Genomic DNA, 17,164 nt, shown 5'->3' on the forward strand with positions numbered 1-17,164 from the left:
GATTCAGTCTCGCCACTTTGGGGCGTTTTGACAGCCGGACGCTTTGGAAATAATTTTCGCAAACTTTGGAAAGAAGTTTTCCATTCACGTCGGCCAGTGCGGCGTCGCGATCTTCAGTTGGCGAAGACGGCTCCGTAGGGTCGGCCGGCTGATTCCCAGCCGATGGCTGGCCTGGCTGATGTTTCCCCCGGTTGCCTCCAGCGTCGTTCGCAACAAGACCTCGTCGACCCGATCGCAGATTTCCTCACGAATGGACGAGTGGTTTTGAGTGATCAGCGTCAAAATTTCCCGTTGCAACCCCCGTTGCCAATCCGTCCAACCGGGGGACGCAGGGGGCGTCGGGGCCTGTGGCAAGGCAACGTCGTGAGGCTCGGTTGCCGATCGGGTGTGTTCGCGTTGGTCCATGGACGATCGCTTCATCAACTCTTGTGCCGTTTTCAACTCCCTGCGGCACCCGGCGCCGAATTCGGGTTGCTTCTGCGTTATGATGAGGTGGTAGTTGAACGGTGTTCGTGGAATCGGGGCGGTTTTTGATCGCGGAGGCGAAAGGCGTTTCTCCGCAGGACTCGTAGCCCTGACTCGGAATCGCAAGGGAGGTTTGGTGTGCATCAGGTTGTTGGTATCGGTGAAGTTCTCTGGGATGTTTTCCCGGACGGACCGCGGTTCGGAGGTGCCCCGGCCAATTTTTCCTGCAGCACGTCGGAGCTGTCGCGTGGGTCCGCCCGCGCCTTGATGGTCAGCGCGGTCGGAGACGACGAACTGGGGCGTAAAGCGATCGAATCACTGAAACAGCGTGGCGTCGACATCTCGGTCGTGCAGACCAACCCTCACAGCACGGGAAAGGTGGACGTCCAGCTGGATGATTCCGGGTCGGCTAGCTATCAATTTGCCGAAGACTCCGCCTGGGACCACTTGCAGTGGAACGATGAATTGAGCCGCGTCGCGGCGGCATGCGACGCGGTCTGCTTCGGCACGCTCGGCCAGCGCCGGGAACAGTCACGCCAAACCATCCGCCGATTTGTCAATTCGACACCCGAATCGGCGCTGCGGATTTTGGATGTCAATTTGCGTGAACCGTTCGACGACGACGCGATCATCCGACAATCACTCGGTCTGGCCAACGTGCTCAAGCTCAATGACGACGAACTGCTACGACTGGCCCGTCTGGATGGCTTGACCGGCGGCGATGTGGACCTGATGCAGCAACTGGCCCAGCAACACCAACTCCGCTACGTCGCGTTGACGCGTGGCGACGAGGGCGCGGTGATCGTTTCGGAAGATGCCGTCAGCGAGCTGCCGGGCATCCCCACCGAAGTGGCCGACACCGTCGGCGCGGGCGATGCCTTCACCGCCGCGATCACGCTGGGCTTGTTGGCCGGACACGACATCGACACCGTCAATCGAAACGCGATCGCCGTGGCGTCCTATGTCTGTTCCCAACCCGGCGCGACGATGAAGTTTCCGGATCACCTGATGAAGTCATAAGACGGTTGACATCCGACGTGACACCGCCGACGATCCGCCGCAGCGATTCGACCTGCGGCACCAGCTTGAACGCTACCGCCAAACCGCTGGCTACCTGCGTGAACCCTGGCGGCCACAATTCCATTACAGCCCGGAAATCCACTGGATGAACGACCCCAACGGGCTGGTGTTTCATGACGGCGAATACCACCTGTTCTACCAGTACAATCCCGCGGGAAACGCATGGGGGCACATGAGCTGGGGGCACGCGATCAGTCGCGACCTGAACCACTGGGAACACCTGCCGCTGGCGATCGCTCCGCCGAGGTCACCGAGACAACATTGCACGTTCTGAACGTGCATCTGGCACGCGGGTTCGTCAGCTGCCCCCAATTTTTAGGATAGGCGATGGGAACGACCGCTCCGGTGTGGTCAAACGTAGCTACCTTCGCCAGAAGGTGGATCGCCGAGGTTTTCCACGCTCGCATCGAGCGTAACAACGGCAACGTGGCCCCGTCTAGCTAACTTGCCAGATTACCGGTGCGCCAGGTTTTGCATTCGGCCCTCCCGGTGATGATGGCAGTTCAGCAGGGGGCACAAGCCACACGTCGTGGGTGGCTTGGTTCATCGGCACGCGATTGTAATCACGCCAATGCCTCCAACGCGTGACCTTTCTGCTCGGACCGGCGCAAAGGCAAGGTCGGTTCAGCCCCCCGTCGAGCGCCCTGATGTTGGGATTGACCTTCTTTGCCACGCGGTGTTTTGTACCACCTTTGTAACAATCGCCTTCCGCATTTACAGTTCGAATCAAAGCGAGCTTTGTTCAAGTCGGTTCGGTTTCCTGCGCACATGCTGAACCCACCACAGTCCCATTTTGCATCCTTCAATGATCCTCAAGAGTTTCTTCATGCGCGTGAATACGTCATTCTCGGTTTTCTGCACTCGGATCACACGCGTGGCCTCCATCGGGCTGCTTGCGATTTATTTCATTGGGGCGGTTGATGCTCACGAAGGACATGATCACGGAGATCACGATCACGCGGCATCGCAACTGACCGCGAAAGTCGACCCAGCCGACGCCGCGATGTCCAGCAAATTCCAAATCGGTGAAACGACTTACCGCTGGGAACATCGCGACGATCTCGGCAAGCAATCCGACAAGATGATCGCCGCAGCCAAGGGTGGTTTGCACAACAATGCCGACCAAGACCTGAAAACGAACGAGATTGTCACGGTTGTCAGCGGTTTCGGGTTGGTTGCACTCGATGCGGAGTTGAAGGCGTGGAAGCGGGTGGAAAACCAAGACCCCAAATTTGCCGCCGGGATGAACGCGCACGGTGCCGATTGCTTCCTGTTTAACAATGAATCGTTGTGGGCGTTCTCTTCCACCAACACCGGCGAAGTCGTCATCTCCAAACGCGGCGAAGTGCTTGCGGTGTTGACATCGCCAAAGGGCGGTGAATTCGATGACGAACGGATCAATCAGTATTACGCCGACGGCGGAAAATTCGCCCCTTGCGATGTCGTCTTCGCACCCGAAGCTCAATCGTTGATCGTCGTGACGGGATACGCTCCGGGGGATTACGCGTTGACGGCCAAGCATGTCGACGGAACGTGGAAGTGGACCGGAGCGGCCTGGGGTGGCAAGACGAACCAGGGTGGCCCCTTTGCCACGGCCCATGGTGTCGAAATCGGTCGAGTCGACGGTGCCGAAGTCATCGAAGTCGCCTCGCGGGCTCACGGCCGAGTCTATGGATTTAGCGCCGATGGCGAGATGGTCCAGCTGCCCGGTGCCTCCGAGCAAAAGTACATCCAGTTGCCGCCTCGTTCGAATCCCTGCAACCTTGCCCTTCACGGCGACCAAATGTACTTGCCGCTGCTGAATCCATTGGCGGACAGCAACGGCGTCGCCCCCGTGTTGATTGTGTCCGGCGGAACACCGGTCGGGCGATTGGTTCCCGCCGAATACGAAGGCCTGCAATACATGCATCACATGCACGGATTCTGCGCCGTCGAACGTGACGGAAAGTTGTTCGGCATCGCCCTCTCCTGGCCCAACGGGGGCGAGAACCAAAAAGGCAAACGCAACGACGGACAGATCGCCATTTTCGAAGCGGTCGAAGCTCAATAAGGACCGCTCGCTCACCGACCGGGACGCGATCGATTTGCCCAACTCCCAGTGAATCGGTCCACCAATGCAAGCACGAAGCGCAAGCGGCCTGTTGATTTAATCGCAACCGAAACGAATCAACAGGCCGAACCTGACGGGAGGGGCGATCCGCGATTCGGTGCGGCCGCAAAATCAGCGGCCGCGTGAATCGTCGACGCGGTCACCGTCGCGGTCCTCGACTCCCGATAGCGGGTGACCGATGACCGCCTGCCAGGCGATCTCGCGAAACTTTCGGTCCAACTTTGGCCCGGGGAACGCATCGTCTCCGCCGAACGCGATCTGGTCCTCGATCAATTCCGGGGACCTTCCATACAGCGTTGCGTAAAACACGTAACCTTCCAATCGGTCGAAGCCCGGTCCGATGTGCCCCAGCTGGTCGCGCCACAACGACCGCTCCTTGCCGCCGATCACGCGATGAATCCCTTCGACGCCCGGTAGCTCACCCTTCAAATACGACTTGGCCGCCAGCACCATCGCATCGGAAGTCGGCATGATAAAGACCTTGTCGGGGTATTGCTTGCGCAGCACCTCGACTTGCTGAACATATTCCGCCCGCCGTTCCGCCCCGAGTCGATCAAAGATCTCGGCGGTGAAAAAGGATTCCGATTCCGGATTGGTACCGAGTTGATACAACTGTGGCCAAGCGTCGGACAGATAGAATTTCATGTGCGGGTTGTATTTCAAACAGAAGTCGATCCAACAGGAATAATAAACGGGGCGGTCGTTGAAGTACGGCCCCCACATCATCGCGTCCCATTTCGCATTGGCGATCGACGCAAGGAGTTTGGGTTGGGGGCGACCTTCGAAATCAAAGATCCCGTTTTCCTGTTCCCACTTGTAACGAGTGCTGCCGGTGATGCCACCGCCGGTATGCGTGTAGAGCGGCTGATCCATCCCGGCCGCTTTGCAAATGACCGGGAACGTTCGATACCCAGGCGCCATGAAACTGTGGCCGGTGCCGACGATCCGCAGCGCTCCGTCATCGGGCTTTTCATACGAGACGACCGCCGGTTGTTTGCCACCGATCGTCTGTTGAAATACCGCCTTGATGTCTTGCGGCGGCAGGTAGCAGACGGCGTGTTCGGGAAATCGCTCACGACCCCAGCCGGGGCTGACCGTGAACTGGCGTGGTGCGCCCTGACGCGATTTGCCGCCGCGGCGATCGGTCGCCCCTGAACGCAGTTTCTCGCGGTAACGACTGGCTTCCTCGATCGTCAGCGTGCCGTCGCGATCGGCATCCGCATCGGGAAACCGCTTCCGCCAGTTTTCCAACTGCTTCGCCGAAGGAACCGATTGGGCCTGGCACGAGGAGCCGCTGGTGAACGCGAGGCTGGCGATCAGAAACGCGAGGATTGGGATTCTCATCAGACGCTCACCGATAATCGAGTCGAGTTGGGACGGAAAGTGAACCGAAATCAGCCCACCGATGGCAAAGCGTCCCCACGGATGAAACGACCTAGGCCAAAAGGTGGATCCCCGGGTCGTCCACGCTCCGGCGAACGTCGCTCCATCAAAGTGTAGTAGACGAAGGCGTGCGGTGCATGCCAGAGGTCATGCGAGGGGCGTCAATTCGTTGGCGGAACACTTGGGCAACCAATTGAGAATCTCTCCCTCTGGGAGAGACGGCGTTTGCGCAGCAAGCAAACGCCAGAGAGGGTCCGCGGCTTGCGAAAGTGATGGCCACATCCGCGACGATCAAATCCCTCACATCGACAATCGACGTCCCCGGTGTGCCTTACGCATGACGCGTCATGCACGACGTGCCCGTCTGGTTTACCATGGCAGAAATTCCGGCGATCCTTTTCGAATGCCTTCCCCGCCCCCTCCCGCGCCACCGCCCGATTCTTGAGCTGATCCATGCAGAGAAAAACGGTTTCCCTCTCACTCGCTAGTTGCCTGGCCGTCCTCGCGTCTGGGATTTCAATCGCTCCCGCCTTCGCTGCGGAACGCCCCAACGTGATCGTCATCATGAGCGACGACCAAGGTGTCGGCGATTACGGATTCATGGGCAATCCGGTGATCCGAACGCCCGAGTTGGATGCGATGCATCGCCGCAGCGGTTTTTTGAGCAAGTTCTACGTCAGCCCCGTGTGCGCCCCCACGCGAGCTTGCCTGATGACCGGCCGGTACAACTATCGGACGCGTTGCATCGACACCTACATCGGCCGCGCGATGATGGACAGCGACGAAGTCACAATCGCAGAGTTCTTGGCCGGCGCGGGATACCGCACCGGGATCTATGGCAAGTGGCACATGGGAGACAACTATCCGCTGCGGGCCATGGACCAGGGGTTTCAGGACAGTCTGGTGCATCGTGGCGGCGGCATCGGCCAGCCCTCCGATCCGATCGGCGCCGAAGGCAAGTACACCGACCCGACGCTGATCAAAAACGGCGAAGAAACGCCGATGAAAGGTTACTGTACGGACCTGTATTTTGACGCCGCAATGGACTTCATCGACCAAAGCGTTCAAGCCGACGAGAACTTCTTCACCTACATCGCCACCAACGCGCCGCACGGGCCGTTCCATGATGTGCCCGAAGCGTTGTACCAGGAGTATCTGCAGGTCGACTTTTCGCCCATCCTGATCAACAAGCTCAATCCGAAACGTCTGGAGCAAGAGAGCGACAAACTGGCGCGAATCGCGGCGATGATCACCAACATCGACGAAAACGTCGGACGGCTCTTCACAAAGCTCGACACGCTCGGGATCCGCGAAAACACAATCGTGATCTACCTGAACGACAACGGCCCCAACACGATGCGATACGTCGGCGACATGCGCGGCATGAAATCGCATGTCGACGACGGCGGCATCCGGTCCCCCCTGGTGTTCCACTGGCCCGCCAAGGTGAACGCCGGACACCGTTCCGACGTCCTGTGCGCGCACATCGACTTGCTGCCGACGTTGCTGGATGCCTGCGGAGTCGACGTGCCGGCTGACCACAAACTTGACGGGCGGAGCTTTCTGCCGCTGCTGACCGGTCAAGCAACCAGCTTGCCGCCGCGTCAGGTTGTGTTGCAAACGCACCGGGGCGACCAACCGCAACCCTACCACCATTTCGCCTTGCATGAAGAACCCTGGAAACTGGTTCACCCGAGTGGTTTCGGGCGGGAAAGTTTTAGCGGCCAGCCACGGTTGCAGCTCTACGATTTAAGGAAGGACCCACGCCAGAAAAACAACGTCGCCGATCAGCACCCGGAGGTCGTGCGGCGACTCAAACAGGACTACGACGCTTGGTTCCAGGATGTCAGCTCGACGCGACCGGACAACTACGCCCCGCCCAGGATCGTGATTGGGACCGAACATGAATTGCAGAGCGTGTTGACGCGACAGGATTGGCGACACACACAGGGCCGCCCCTGGGCAGGAAACTCCAACGGCGTCTGGTTGTTGGAAGCGCCCGAAGCCGGAGAGTACAAAATCGAATTGATTTTTTCCGGAGGCCATCCGGCCGGTAAAGCCACGATCAGCGCAGGGCCGATGACCGAGACGCTGGCGATTGCCGCCGGTAAACGCCGCGGCCACACGGCCGAAATGAAACTCCCCGCGGGAAAGCTGACGCTGGGTGTCGACGTGGTGTTTGAGGGAAAAGTTCAAGGCCCCCATCAAGTCATCCTGACGCGTCGCGACCGCTAGCGGTGAACAGATGCTTCACGCCGCCCCCCGCATCATTCTGCCCCGCATCATTCTGCCATCCCTCATCCCGCCGACATGCCGAGTCGCGGCCGAGGGGAAAGGTAAGACGATTTTTGGGGCAGGAAAATTCGCTCTGTCAAATGGATGGAGGATTTCATCATTTTCTTACCCCCAAATCTTCTTACCCGAAAATAGAAAACTCGCGACCGCCCACACCCTCGCCCCAAAACCCATCGGAATTTGTACGCCGCGCCGCGCAAATTGGTAAACTATTCTCGTACCCGTCGCCCGCCCGACGGCTCCCGCCAGGAACCTCCCCCCAATCTTTTTGTGAGCACAAAGATGAACATGAACCGTCCCGAGTCGCATCCCCAAGGACAGCGTGTTGCCCGACGAGACTTTGTCAAACTTGGCGGCGCCGTGGCCGCCGGAGTGGCGACGCCGGGGCTGTTCGACCCTCGGTTTGCGCACGCGGCCGAGTCGTCTGCCGTCACGGCTGAAACGGTGGTCGGCGAACTCTACGCATCACTCTCGGACAAACAAAAGAAAGCGATTTGGCGACCCTTTGACCACAAAGACCGTCGACGCATCAATCCGAATTGGCACGTCACCAGCGCGGTCATCGGAGACGACCTGTTCAGCGACAAACAACGCACGCTGATCGATCAGATCGTTCGTAACATCACCTCCAAAGACGGCTACGAGCGTCTGGTCCAACAGATGGACGAAGACGACGGCGGCATGGAAAACTACAGCATCGCGATCTTCGGAGAACCCGGCACCGACCAGTTCCAATTCGAAATGACCGGTCGCCACCTGACAATGCGTGCCGACGGAAACCGAGTCGACAAGGCGGCCTTCGGCGGACCGATCGTCTATGGGCACGGCGAAGAGTGGCCGAAGGACAACCTGTTCTTCTACCAAACCAAGAAAACCAACGAAGTCTTTCAAGCACTCGATCCCGGCCAACGGAAGTCGGCTCTGCTGAAGAAAGCACCCAAAGAAACCGCCGTTCAATTGCAAGGCAGCGGCGGGCGTTTCCCTGGCATCGCGGTCGGCCAACTGGCCAGCGACCAAAAGGAACTCGTCGAATCGACCCTGAAAGTTCTGCTCGGGCCGTACCGCGAAGAAGACGTCGACGAAGTGATGGCGATCCTGAAAGAAAGCGGCGGGCTGGACCAGTTGCACATGGCGTTCTACCAAGAACAAGACATGGACGATGACAAGGTCTGGGACATCTGGCGCGTCGAAGGCCCCTCGTTGGTCTGGCACTTCCGCGGCGCTCCCCACGTCCACGCCTACATCAACATCGGCGTGAAGTCGTAGGGCACCTGACGAGCCTGATGGTAGGGGATCCAGACGCTCATGCACCCTCCGTTCGACTAAGCCAATTTTCCTACCTCCAAAATCTTCTTACCTTTCCCGACACCCACCGTGCCCTGTCAAATCGGTGGGAAAGAGGGAAACGGTGGCAGAATGATTCGGGGCGGAATGATCGGATGCGATTCCGAGGCGGGGTCAGCGGAATGATATTTCGCATCGCTATCCTTAGCCCCGCGGTAGCGTCTCGAAGTCGATCTGTGGTTGGTCGTCAGCCGTCGACCGGCGCGTGAACGTTTCACCGGGGCGACCGGTCTCGGCAAAGAAGCCGCCATTGCGAAGATAGAAATGGTCGCCGTCGGCCCCGCCGGTGAAATCCAGACGATGACGACCGCCGCCGGTCGCATCGACCGAAAACCGAGCCCGCGTGCATTGTTGCCACCGGCCGACCGTGTCTCGCACCCAAACATTCCCATAGGCCGCCCGACGTCCGAGGTGGCCGTGGCTGGGCGAGAAATTCTCAAGGAAACTGTGAAACCCGGTCAGGTGCGTGTCTGTCTTGGGCCGGCGGAAACTCGCGATCAATCGCCACGTCGACTGTGACTTGTCGCCGAACCAAGACGTGTAGATTGTGTTCCCCATCGCGTCCGGTCGCACCTCGGTCAAGAACCGATACGTCGCCCCGGCTTTCCAGGGGTAAACCAGAAAGCTCTGCCCGCCGGAACCTTCGTTGCCAAACTCCCCGACCCGCACGTCGGGGCCTTTGGCAAGCATCACGATCTGCTGGTCCGCAGGGATCTCACGCGGGTCATCCGTTTTGAACGGACTCCACACCGAAAACAGCACGCGTCGCTCTCGGGGGCCGTTGACCTGGATCCCAAAGTAGCCTTCGCCAAACCCGTTGGCCATGAAGTAGGATCCGATCGGGTCTTGGCCGACGGGGACCGTCAGTTCGCTGTAGGCATATTGCAACGGACGGTCGCGGGGGACTTCGTACCGCAGATGCACCGATGGGCCGCGGCGTCCCCAATAGAACATGTTGCCTGCGTTGGTTTTGACGTAATCCAGCGACAGGCCGTCGGTATCGGAGGTGACCATCAAGTCGCCGACCTTGATGCCGCCTGCATCTTGATTGCGGTCCGCTTGCAGATCGACACGGACGTATCCGGCTTTGTCCGCTTCGATTCGTCCGACCTGGCACGCCGAGTCTTTCGCCGGCTCGATGCTCGTACGAAAGACGTCATCGCCGACGCGCGTGACCAGCGTGCTGGCACTGTCGACGGCGCGTGCCCGCACCGCGATCTCCATCACGGCCGGCCGATCCACGTGAAAGAAGACCGAGTAGACGTCCTCGGAATCCGATAGGACGAGCGTGGCATCGCGCCGAAAGCCCCTGCCACCCGGATCAGGTGCCGTTTGAAACGCGTTGCCGGCGACCGGGACGTTCCAATCGGCCGCGCGGGTCTGACCGGATTGGTTGTGGGCAAAGGCGACGATCAGTGCGAGTGCATGGACAACGCCGACGGAGGTTCGGAGGGTGGATGTCATGAACAGTTCAACAAGGGGCAAAATGGGCGACGACGAAACGACCATCACCATAATCATCGGTCGTCTGCCGGAACAGTCGCTCTGGGGAAGGGGGCCTGCCAGCCTCGTGATGCTCGACGATCAAATCAATTAGCTCGGAAACATTTTGCGCCGCGGTGTATGATCGTGAGCTCCCACCGATCTTCTTCACGAAAGGTTTCACAATGAAACAACTGCTGACCGTCTGGATCTCGTCCGTTCTTTTGGCAGGGATTGCGTGCTGCAAAGAACCATCGTCGCCATCGTCTGACGCGACCGGAGAGGTGTTCCGATTCAAACGGCTGGTATTGAGCGATCTGTACTACTGTGACGGCGTTTCATCGGGGGACATTGACGGCGATGGTGATGCGGATGTGGTCGCCGGACCGTACTGGTACGAAGGCCCGGACTTTCAAGTGGCACACGCGTTCTACCAGCCGGTCGCATTGCCGCCGGCGGAAAGCCCCAGCAACAGCATGTTCAGCTTTGTCGCCGACTTTTCCGGTGACGGCCGCCCCGACATCCTGGTGCTCGGCCGCGTCCACAAACATCAAGCGATCTGGTACGAGAACCCGGGCGAAACGGAGGGGCTTTGGAAAGGACACGTCGCGTTTCATCGGGTCAAAGGCGAATCGCCCACACTGGTTGATCTGGACGGTGACGGCGTGCCGCAGGTGATCTGCCACTGGGACGGCCGCTGGGGTTCGATTCAACCCGATCCATCGCAACCGAGGCAACCTTGGAGATTCATTCCGATCGGTGCCGCCGAAGACTGGCCGCAATTTTATCACGGCCAGGGCGTCGGCGATGTCAATCGAGACGGCAAGCCGGACCTGATCCTCAACGACGGTTGGTATGAGCAGCCGCAATCCGCCGCAGCCGGAGCCGACTGGGTCTTTCATCGCGGGCTGTTTTCCCAAGGCCGAGGCGGCGCGCAGATGTTCGCCCAGGATGTCGATGGTGATGGCGACCAAGACATCCTGTCCGCGGTCGACGCGCATGGTTGGGGACTGGCATGGTACGAGCAGCTGGGCGGCGAGTCCGAATCTGAATCCGGTTCAACCTTCAAGGAGCACTTGATCATGGGAAACCGATCGGAGATCGATCGGTTCGGGGTTGCGTTCACCCAGCCCCACGCGTTGGCCTCGGCCGATATTAACGGAGACGGATTGCCGGACTTGATCACCGGAAAGCGACGTTGGGCGCATGGCCCCGACGGCGACATCGAACCCGGCGCTCCGCCGGTGGTGTATTGGTTCGAACTGCGACGCCAAAACGACGGCACCGTGCGATACATCCCACACTTGATCGACGACGAATCAGGCGTGGGAGTCCAAATCCTGGCCACCGACCTCAACCAAGACGGCCGCATCGACGTCGCGACCGCATCCAAACTGGGCACCTTCGTCTTCCTGCAACAGTAGCCGCCCCACGGATGGCAAGGCGTACCCACGGATGGAATTCGGCCAAGGATCCGTGGGAAAGCGCTGCCATCCGCGGGTCTTTGTTTATTGCCATCTTCCGACGGGGACAGTTCCGACGGGGACAGGCCCCGGTGACAATGTGAAGTAGTCGCCACGAGGAGCGATGAAATCGGGGCAGTCTGGCCCTCACGGGATGCTCTCGTCGAGTATATTGTCGCGGAGCAACGATGGTTTGCGCTGTCGCTGTTACCGGACGCGGAAATCATTCGCCTTCGCACACAGGCTCGGAATCCGAGTCCGACGAGATCACTTGGTTGTCCGCCGTGCCACGGTGGACGTTTGCCGACAAACTTAAATCGTTACGGGGTGTCGTCGTGAGTCGCTCTCTCTTGAACGTGGGCTTTTGCCTCGTCGTCTGTACGTTGTTTTGTACCTCTGCATTCAGCAACGAAGCGACGGAGAATGGTGCTTGGGTCAGTTTCACCGAAGGGCCAACGGAACAGGGGGTCAAACAGAGAATTCATGTGCAAGCAACGGTGAACCTGGATCCAGACGTATTGAAGGTGATTTCGTCATTCGTTCACCGAGCAATCGACCAGCCGATGTTGCTCGTCTCGTACGGTGATGCCGACGTGAGAATTCGCACGGAACGATTCATCGTTGCGCGAATCCGAAAAAAGAAACTCACTGTCGCGACCAATTCGTTGTTGCCCGAGGCATCGAGCCGATTGCTCACGAAACGATTGACGAGAATGGGATACAAAGTTGAACTCGTCGCACCAAAGAAATTGCTGCTTCGCACCAATGCGTCCGATGAACATCCCGCCGAATTCATTGTTCCCTTCCGTGAAGCTTCCGCGGGGTAGGGACGGCATCGCTTGGTCGATCGACATCTTCCCGTTTCTCTGAATCGACGGCGGATCACGGTTAGCAAGCCCAACGAGGTGACTGACGATGGAGCACTACGACTTCATCTGTGACGAAGGGCTGACATCGCTTCGGTTGCTGCAGCGCACGCCAGCGGAGGTGGATCAACCGCTTCAGCGGATGCGTGTGCATGTCCGCTGCACGGACTGCGTTGCTGGGGTGGATGTCGATGCCGACGACTGGAGTGGATTTGCCCGCTTATTTACGCATCACTACGCCGAGTGCGGTTCAGCCGCCTGGATCGCCCCCGGCGGAGAATGGATGCTGCACGTGGAACGCGATGACGAAAACACCTTCTCTTTCACCTCGAAAATCGATTCGCTCCTGGACTGCCACCGTTGGACGTTGCGCACCCAATTCAAAATGTCTGCGGGTCGATTCCAGACGACCTCCGTCGAGGTTCTGGCGTTCCTCGGGACTTGCCATCGATAATGGGGTAGAAACGGATTGTGGTTCAACTGAAAACGGCGGGATTGTTGACTGCTTTCCTTTCTCGTGTCCGGGCTTCTTCTGGCTTGCGATCGTGATTCGCGGAGGACCGACCAATTTTTGACATTCCGCACGCCGCGGTTATACTTCGGGTATGAAAACAGCGGTTTCCATCCCAGATGACGTGTTCAACGATGCCGAGAGACTTGCGGCACGTTTCCAGACCTCACGCAGTGAGTTGTACGCCCGCGCACTCGCCGAATTTATCGCGAGACATGATGAAGAGAGCGTGACACGGGCACTCGATGAAGTCGCCGACGAAGTGCGGGAACAGGACGCGGATACCACGGCAGCCAAGTCAATGGCTCATAGGGCTCTGCGGCGGGTTGAGTGGTGATTCGACAGGGTGACGTCTGGTGGGCCGACCTCGATGAACCCATCGGTTCTGGTGCCGGGTTTCGACGTCCTGTCCTGATCGTCCAGTGCAATGCTTTTAATCGCAGTCGCATCTCAACCACGGTTTGCGTCCCGTTGACCAGCAACCTTAAATGGGCAGGTGCCCCTGGCAATGTCACCCTGAAGAAACGCTACACCGGACTTGAGAAGGATTCTGTGGCGAACGTCTCACTGATTGTCGCCATCGACAAAGCTCAATTGACTCAATGCACCGGAACACTTCCAAAGAAGCAACTGGCTGCCGTGCTCGTGGGAATCAACGTCGTGCTGGGACAATGACGGCAAGTCGCGTATTTGTCCGAAATGCGGGCACCGATTCGCGTGATCGATCACTGCCCCAATCCTGCGCCGACCATAAAGCCCTTGACGAGCGCGGCGAGAATCGAGGCCAGCAGAATGATGATGGTGGTAATGCCCGTCGGGCGTGAAACGGGCGTGGGCGATGGTTGCGTGAAGGGGGCAAAACGATGGGGGCAAGACGATGAAGAGAAAGATGACTGGATGATGGTGGTATTGCCTGCCGTCACCTTCGCGCCTGCGTCGCTTCGCGAGATACTCGTTGCACCGTTTTCATGGAAGTGGGCGAGCAACCGCTGTCGGCCGTCGCCCTTTCGCAACGCGTGCTGAAGACCGGGGAAATGATGAAGCGAGTTTTGTTGGCCGGTTCAACAGGGTATTTGGGAAGCTATATCGCGAAGGAACTTCAAAGACGCTCTCATTTTGTACGGACGATTGCTCGGAACCAGGGCAAACTGAAGCAACTTGGTGTCGAAGCGGATGAAGTGATCGAGGCACAACTGACGGATCCCGATTCGATCAAAGACTGTTGCCGTGGCATCGATGTTGTGATCACAACGGTCGGTATCACACGACAAAAAGATGGCCTGACCTACATGGATGTGGATTTCCAGGCCAACATGAATCTGCTGGACGAGGCAAAGAGGAGCGGCGTCGAGAAGTTCATCTATGTTTCCGTGCTCAACGGTGAAAAGCTGAGAGAGCTGAAGATCTGCGACGCAAAAGAGCGGTTTGTGGATCGATTGAAGCAATCCGGTTTAGACCATTGCGTGATTCGCCCCAATGGCTTTTTCTCGGACATGTCCGAGTTTTATCGCATGGCAAAACGGGGCCGGGTCTACCTGTTTGGAGATGGAGAACTGAGGGCGAATCCGATTCACGGGGAAGACCTGGCGAGGGTTTGTGTCGATGCGATCGACAAGCCAGTGCAGGTGATTGAAGTCGGTGGGCCGGAGACATTCACACAAAATCAAATCGCATCGATCGCCTTTGAGTCTCTGGGGAAGCGTCCCGCGATTGTCCACCTGCCTGATTGGATCAGAGTCCTGATCCTGAAACTTGTCAGACGATTCACAGGAAGCAAAGTGCATGGGCCGATCGAGTTTTTCATGACCGTCATGGCGATGGACATGCTGGCCCCCGAAAATGGCACACACACTTTAGAAGAGTATTTCGCCGGGTTGGACAAGGAGAACGGCTCGGCGACAACGTCTTGATCAACGCGGCAGGTGCCGCTGGGTTAGGAGGTGGCGCGGGCGATGGTTGTAGTGAGCGGCAAAACGATGGGGGCAAGACGATGAAGAGTAAGATGGCAGAATGATTCGGGGCAGAATGATGGTGGTGAAGGGGGCGGGCGACGAAGCCGCTGGGGACGCTTTTATCGTTTTGCCCCCGATCGTTTTGCCCCCGATCGTTTTGCCCCCGATCGTTTTGCCCCCGATCGTTTTGCCACGGAGCCAGGTTGCGTCACCCGCCCAGTGATTCGAATTCCAGGATGGGTTGATCGACCGCCAGTGTCTCGCCGATATTGGCAAGGACTTTTACGACGCGTCCCTGGCGCTCGGCGCGGAGCACGTTTTCCATTTTCATTGCTTCGATCACCGCCAAGTCTTGCCCGGCGTGGACTTCGATCCCCTCTTCGACTCTCAGTTGCGTCAACAGGCCGGGCATCGGCGAGAGCAAGAAGCGGCTCATGTCCGGCGGCTCTTTGACCGGCATGCAGGCCAGCAGGTCCGCCGCCCGCGGCGTCAGGACCATGATGTCGATCTGGGAACCCCAGTGGAACAGACTGTAATGCATGTTACGGCGCTCGACTTGAATGCAGACCGTTTCGCCGTTGACGGTGCCCTTGAAGAGCGGCTTGCCAAATTGCCAGTCGCTGATCACGCGGTAGGTGTCGGTGCCGTAGGTGACTTCGTGACCACCGGGATAGGGACGCATCACGACCGGCGATTGCTCGCCATTGAGCATGATGACCCAGTTGTCGGGGATGCTCCGTTCATAACCGGGCAATTGGCCGCTGATCCCCGCCGCGCGGTCCATGTAGCGGCGATGAATGGCCGCGGCGACGACGATCAGCAAGGCGGGATTTTCGTGCACCAAATCCGACGGATGGAATCCATCCGGGTATTCCTCCGCGATCATGTTGGTGCTGATCATTCCCGAGCGGAAACGTCGGTGTTCGATCAATGCCGCCAAGAAGCTGATGTTGTGCGACACGCCGCGAATGTAGAACTCATTGAGTGCCTCGCGCATGTGGGCGATCGCGATATCACGTGTGGTTCCATAGGTGATCAGTTTGGCGATCATCGGATCGTAGTGCATCGAGATCTCGGCGCCTTCATAGACACCGGTGTCGACACGAACGACCTCGTTTTCCGGCGGCGGGCTGTACCGCACCAGCCGCCCGATCGACGGCAGAAAACCGCGCAGCGGATCCTCGGCATACACCCTGGCCTCGATCGCCGACCCACGCAACTTGACGTCCGACTGGGACAGCGGCAACTCCTCGCCGGCCGCAACGCGGATCATCAATTCGACCAGGTCCAGTCCCGTCACGTATTCGGTCACCGGGTGTTCGACCTGCAACCGGGTATTCATTTCCAGGAAGTAGAAATTGCGGTCATTGTCGACAATGAATTCCACCGTTCCGGCTGATTCGTACTGGACCGCGCGGGCCAGCGCGACCGCTTGGTCGCCCATCGCCGCACGTGTCTTGGCGTCCAAGAAGGGCGAGGGGGCTTCTTCGATAACCTTTTGGTGACGCCGCTGGAGCGAACATTCGCGTTCACCCAGGTGAATCACGTTGCCGTATCGGTCGGCGATCACTTGGATCTCGATGTGTCGCGGTTGTTCGATGAATTTTTCGATGAACACGCGGTCATCGCCGAACGAGGTTTTGGCTTCACCGCTGGCCCGCTGGAATCCGTCGCGGCACTCGTCGTCGTTGCGGGCGATCCGCATCCCTTTGCCGCCGCCGCCGGCGCTGGCTTTGATCATCACCGGATAGCCGATTTCCTGGGCGATCGCGACGGCGGCATCGGGTGAGGGGATGATGTCGGCGTGCCCGGGGACGGTATTCACACCGGCGTCTTGGGCCAGTTTCTTGGACGTGATCTTGTCGCCCATGTTTTTGATCGCGTGGACGTTGGGACCGATGAAGGTGATCCCGGCTTCGGCCAGTTGCTGGGCGAAAGCGGCGTTCTCGGACACGAATCCGTAACCCGGGTGAACCGCCTGGGCGCCGGTGTCACGACAGGCGGCGATCAGTTTGTCGATCACCAGGTAGCTTTCGGCCGACGGCGGCGGTCCGATCAGAACGGCCTGGTCGGCCATGGAAACGTGCAGTGCGTCACGATCGGCTTCGGAATAAACCGCGACGGTTTCGATGCCCATTTTGCGCGCGGTCTTGATGACGCGGCATGCGATCTCGCCACGATTTGCGATCAGGATTTTATTGAACATGATTCTT

General features: G+C 58.8%; 15 protein-coding genes. 10 read left to right on the forward strand and 5 right to left on the reverse strand.

Going from position 1 to position 17,164, the window contains the following annotated elements:
- Window positions 1–84: 84 nt before the first annotated feature.
- On the reverse strand, window positions 85–420 hold the full coding sequence (locus tag H1B37_RS10135) for a helix-turn-helix domain-containing protein (protein WP_182866532.1): 336 nt from the start codon (window positions 418–420) through the stop codon (window positions 85–87).
- A gap of 183 nt (window positions 421–603) precedes the next feature.
- Between H1B37_RS10135 and H1B37_RS10140 the strand changes: the two genes are divergently transcribed.
- The 3 genes from H1B37_RS10140 (at window position 604) to H1B37_RS10150 (ending at window position 3,595) form a co-directional block, all read left to right on the forward strand.
- On the forward strand, window positions 604–1,485 hold the full coding sequence (locus H1B37_RS10140; protein WP_182866533.1) for a carbohydrate kinase family protein: 882 nt from the start codon (window positions 604–606) through the stop codon (window positions 1,483–1,485).
- A gap of 94 nt (window positions 1,486–1,579) precedes the next feature.
- Complete coding sequence (locus H1B37_RS10145) at window positions 1,580–1,819, forward strand: hypothetical protein (protein WP_286177617.1); 240 nt, start codon at window positions 1,580–1,582, stop codon at window positions 1,817–1,819.
- Between the two features lie 729 nt (window positions 1,820–2,548).
- Entirely contained in the window at window positions 2,549–3,595 is a 1,047-nt protein-coding gene (locus H1B37_RS10150; RefSeq protein ID WP_353620816.1) for an NHL repeat-containing protein, read from the forward strand.
- Window positions 3,596–3,766: 171 nt separating this feature from the next.
- Here the strand turns inward: H1B37_RS10150 and H1B37_RS10155 are convergent, their stop codons facing one another.
- Window positions 3,767–4,999, reverse strand: a complete 1,233-nt coding sequence (locus H1B37_RS10155; RefSeq protein ID WP_182866535.1) for a hypothetical protein — start codon at window positions 4,997–4,999, stop codon at window positions 3,767–3,769.
- Window positions 5,000–5,491: 492 nt separating this feature from the next.
- Between H1B37_RS10155 and H1B37_RS10160 the strand changes: the two genes are divergently transcribed.
- Together H1B37_RS10160 and H1B37_RS10165 are read left to right on the forward strand one after the other, a co-directional pair.
- Window positions 5,492–7,273 carry an arylsulfatase gene (locus H1B37_RS10160; RefSeq protein ID WP_182866536.1) on the forward strand — a complete coding sequence of 594 codons (1,782 nt, stop codon included), beginning with the start codon at window positions 5,492–5,494 and terminating at the stop codon, window positions 7,271–7,273.
- Window positions 7,274–7,621: 348 nt separating this feature from the next.
- Window positions 7,622–8,599 carry a DUF3500 domain-containing protein gene (locus H1B37_RS10165; protein ID WP_286177596.1) on the forward strand — a complete coding sequence of 326 codons (978 nt, stop codon included), beginning with the start codon at window positions 7,622–7,624 and terminating at the stop codon, window positions 8,597–8,599.
- Window positions 8,600–8,821: 222 nt separating this feature from the next.
- Here the strand turns inward: H1B37_RS10165 and H1B37_RS10170 are convergent, their stop codons facing one another.
- Window positions 8,822–10,141 (reverse strand): DUF3472 domain-containing protein, encoded by a 1,320-nt coding sequence (locus tag H1B37_RS10170; RefSeq protein ID WP_182866538.1) that lies wholly within the window; start codon window positions 10,139–10,141, stop codon window positions 8,822–8,824.
- Between H1B37_RS10170 and H1B37_RS33750 the strand changes: the two genes are divergently transcribed.
- The 4 genes from H1B37_RS33750 (at window position 10,140) to H1B37_RS10185 (ending at window position 13,674) form a co-directional block, all read left to right on the forward strand.
- Window positions 10,140–10,274: a hypothetical protein gene (locus H1B37_RS33750; RefSeq protein ID WP_286177597.1), complete on the forward strand. Its 135-nt coding sequence runs from the start codon at window positions 10,140–10,142 to the stop codon at window positions 10,272–10,274. The genes H1B37_RS10170 and H1B37_RS33750 overlap by 2 nt on opposite strands.
- Window positions 10,275–10,344: 70 nt before the next feature.
- On the forward strand, window positions 10,345–11,583 hold the full coding sequence (locus H1B37_RS10175; RefSeq protein ID WP_182866539.1) for an FG-GAP repeat domain-containing protein: 1,239 nt from the start codon (window positions 10,345–10,347) through the stop codon (window positions 11,581–11,583).
- 954 nt (window positions 11,584–12,537) lie between these two features.
- On the forward strand, window positions 12,538–12,942 hold the full coding sequence (locus tag H1B37_RS10180; protein WP_182866540.1) for a hypothetical protein: 405 nt from the start codon (window positions 12,538–12,540) through the stop codon (window positions 12,940–12,942).
- A gap of 390 nt (window positions 12,943–13,332) precedes the next feature.
- Window positions 13,333–13,674 carry a type II toxin-antitoxin system PemK/MazF family toxin gene (locus tag H1B37_RS10185; RefSeq protein WP_220498139.1) on the forward strand — a complete coding sequence of 114 codons (342 nt, stop codon included), beginning with the start codon at window positions 13,333–13,335 and terminating at the stop codon, window positions 13,672–13,674.
- A gap of 50 nt (window positions 13,675–13,724) precedes the next feature.
- Here H1B37_RS10185 and H1B37_RS10190 read toward each other — a convergent pair whose 3' ends face one another.
- Complete coding sequence (locus tag H1B37_RS10190; RefSeq protein WP_182866541.1) at window positions 13,725–13,985, reverse strand: hypothetical protein; 261 nt, start codon at window positions 13,983–13,985, stop codon at window positions 13,725–13,727.
- Between H1B37_RS10190 and H1B37_RS10195 the strand changes: the two genes are divergently transcribed.
- Window positions 13,968–14,909 (forward strand): SDR family oxidoreductase, encoded by a 942-nt coding sequence (locus H1B37_RS10195; protein WP_286177599.1) that lies wholly within the window; start codon window positions 13,968–13,970, stop codon window positions 14,907–14,909. The genes H1B37_RS10190 and H1B37_RS10195 overlap by 18 nt on opposite strands.
- A 250-nt stretch (window positions 14,910–15,159) precedes the next feature.
- On the opposite strand, the gene H1B37_RS10200 is transcribed toward H1B37_RS10195, so the two are convergent.
- The gene (locus H1B37_RS10200; protein ID WP_182866542.1) at window positions 15,160–17,157 is read right to left on the reverse strand and encodes an acetyl-CoA carboxylase biotin carboxylase subunit; all 1,998 of its coding nucleotides are present in this window, start codon (window positions 17,155–17,157) and stop codon (window positions 15,160–15,162) included.
- Window positions 17,158–17,164: the final 7 nt, after the last annotated feature.

This window comes from Stieleria mannarensis, from assembly GCF_014154935.1.
Taxonomy (GTDB): Bacteria; Planctomycetota; Planctomycetia; order Pirellulales; family Pirellulaceae; genus Stieleria; species Stieleria mannarensis.

Coding starts and splice junctions, on each gene's coding strand:
- H1B37_RS10180 (WP_182866540.1), top strand. CDS start 12,538: ATGGAGCACTACGACTTCATCTGTGACGAAGGGCTGACATCGCTTCGG.
- H1B37_RS10195 (WP_286177599.1), top strand. CDS start 13,968: ATGGAAGTGGGCGAGCAACCGCTGTCGGCCGTCGCCCTTTCGCAACGC.
- H1B37_RS33750 (WP_286177597.1), top strand. CDS start 10,140: ATGAACAGTTCAACAAGGGGCAAAATGGGCGACGACGAAACGACCATC.
- H1B37_RS10150 (WP_353620816.1), top strand. CDS start 2,549: ATGTCCAGCAAATTCCAAATCGGTGAAACGACTTACCGCTGGGAACAT.
- H1B37_RS10175 (WP_182866539.1), top strand. CDS start 10,345: ATGAAACAACTGCTGACCGTCTGGATCTCGTCCGTTCTTTTGGCAGGG.
- H1B37_RS10135 (WP_182866532.1), bottom strand. CDS start 420: ATGAAGCGATCGTCCATGGACCAACGCGAACACACCCGATCGGCAACC.
- H1B37_RS10160 (WP_182866536.1), top strand. CDS start 5,492: ATGCAGAGAAAAACGGTTTCCCTCTCACTCGCTAGTTGCCTGGCCGTC.
- H1B37_RS10200 (WP_182866542.1), bottom strand. CDS start 17,157: ATGTTCAATAAAATCCTGATCGCAAATCGTGGCGAGATCGCATGCCGC.
- H1B37_RS10165 (WP_286177596.1), top strand. CDS start 7,622: ATGAACCGTCCCGAGTCGCATCCCCAAGGACAGCGTGTTGCCCGACGA.
- H1B37_RS10170 (WP_182866538.1), bottom strand. CDS start 10,141: ATGACATCCACCCTCCGAACCTCCGTCGGCGTTGTCCATGCACTCGCA.
- H1B37_RS10155 (WP_182866535.1), bottom strand. CDS start 4,999: ATGAGAATCCCAATCCTCGCGTTTCTGATCGCCAGCCTCGCGTTCACC.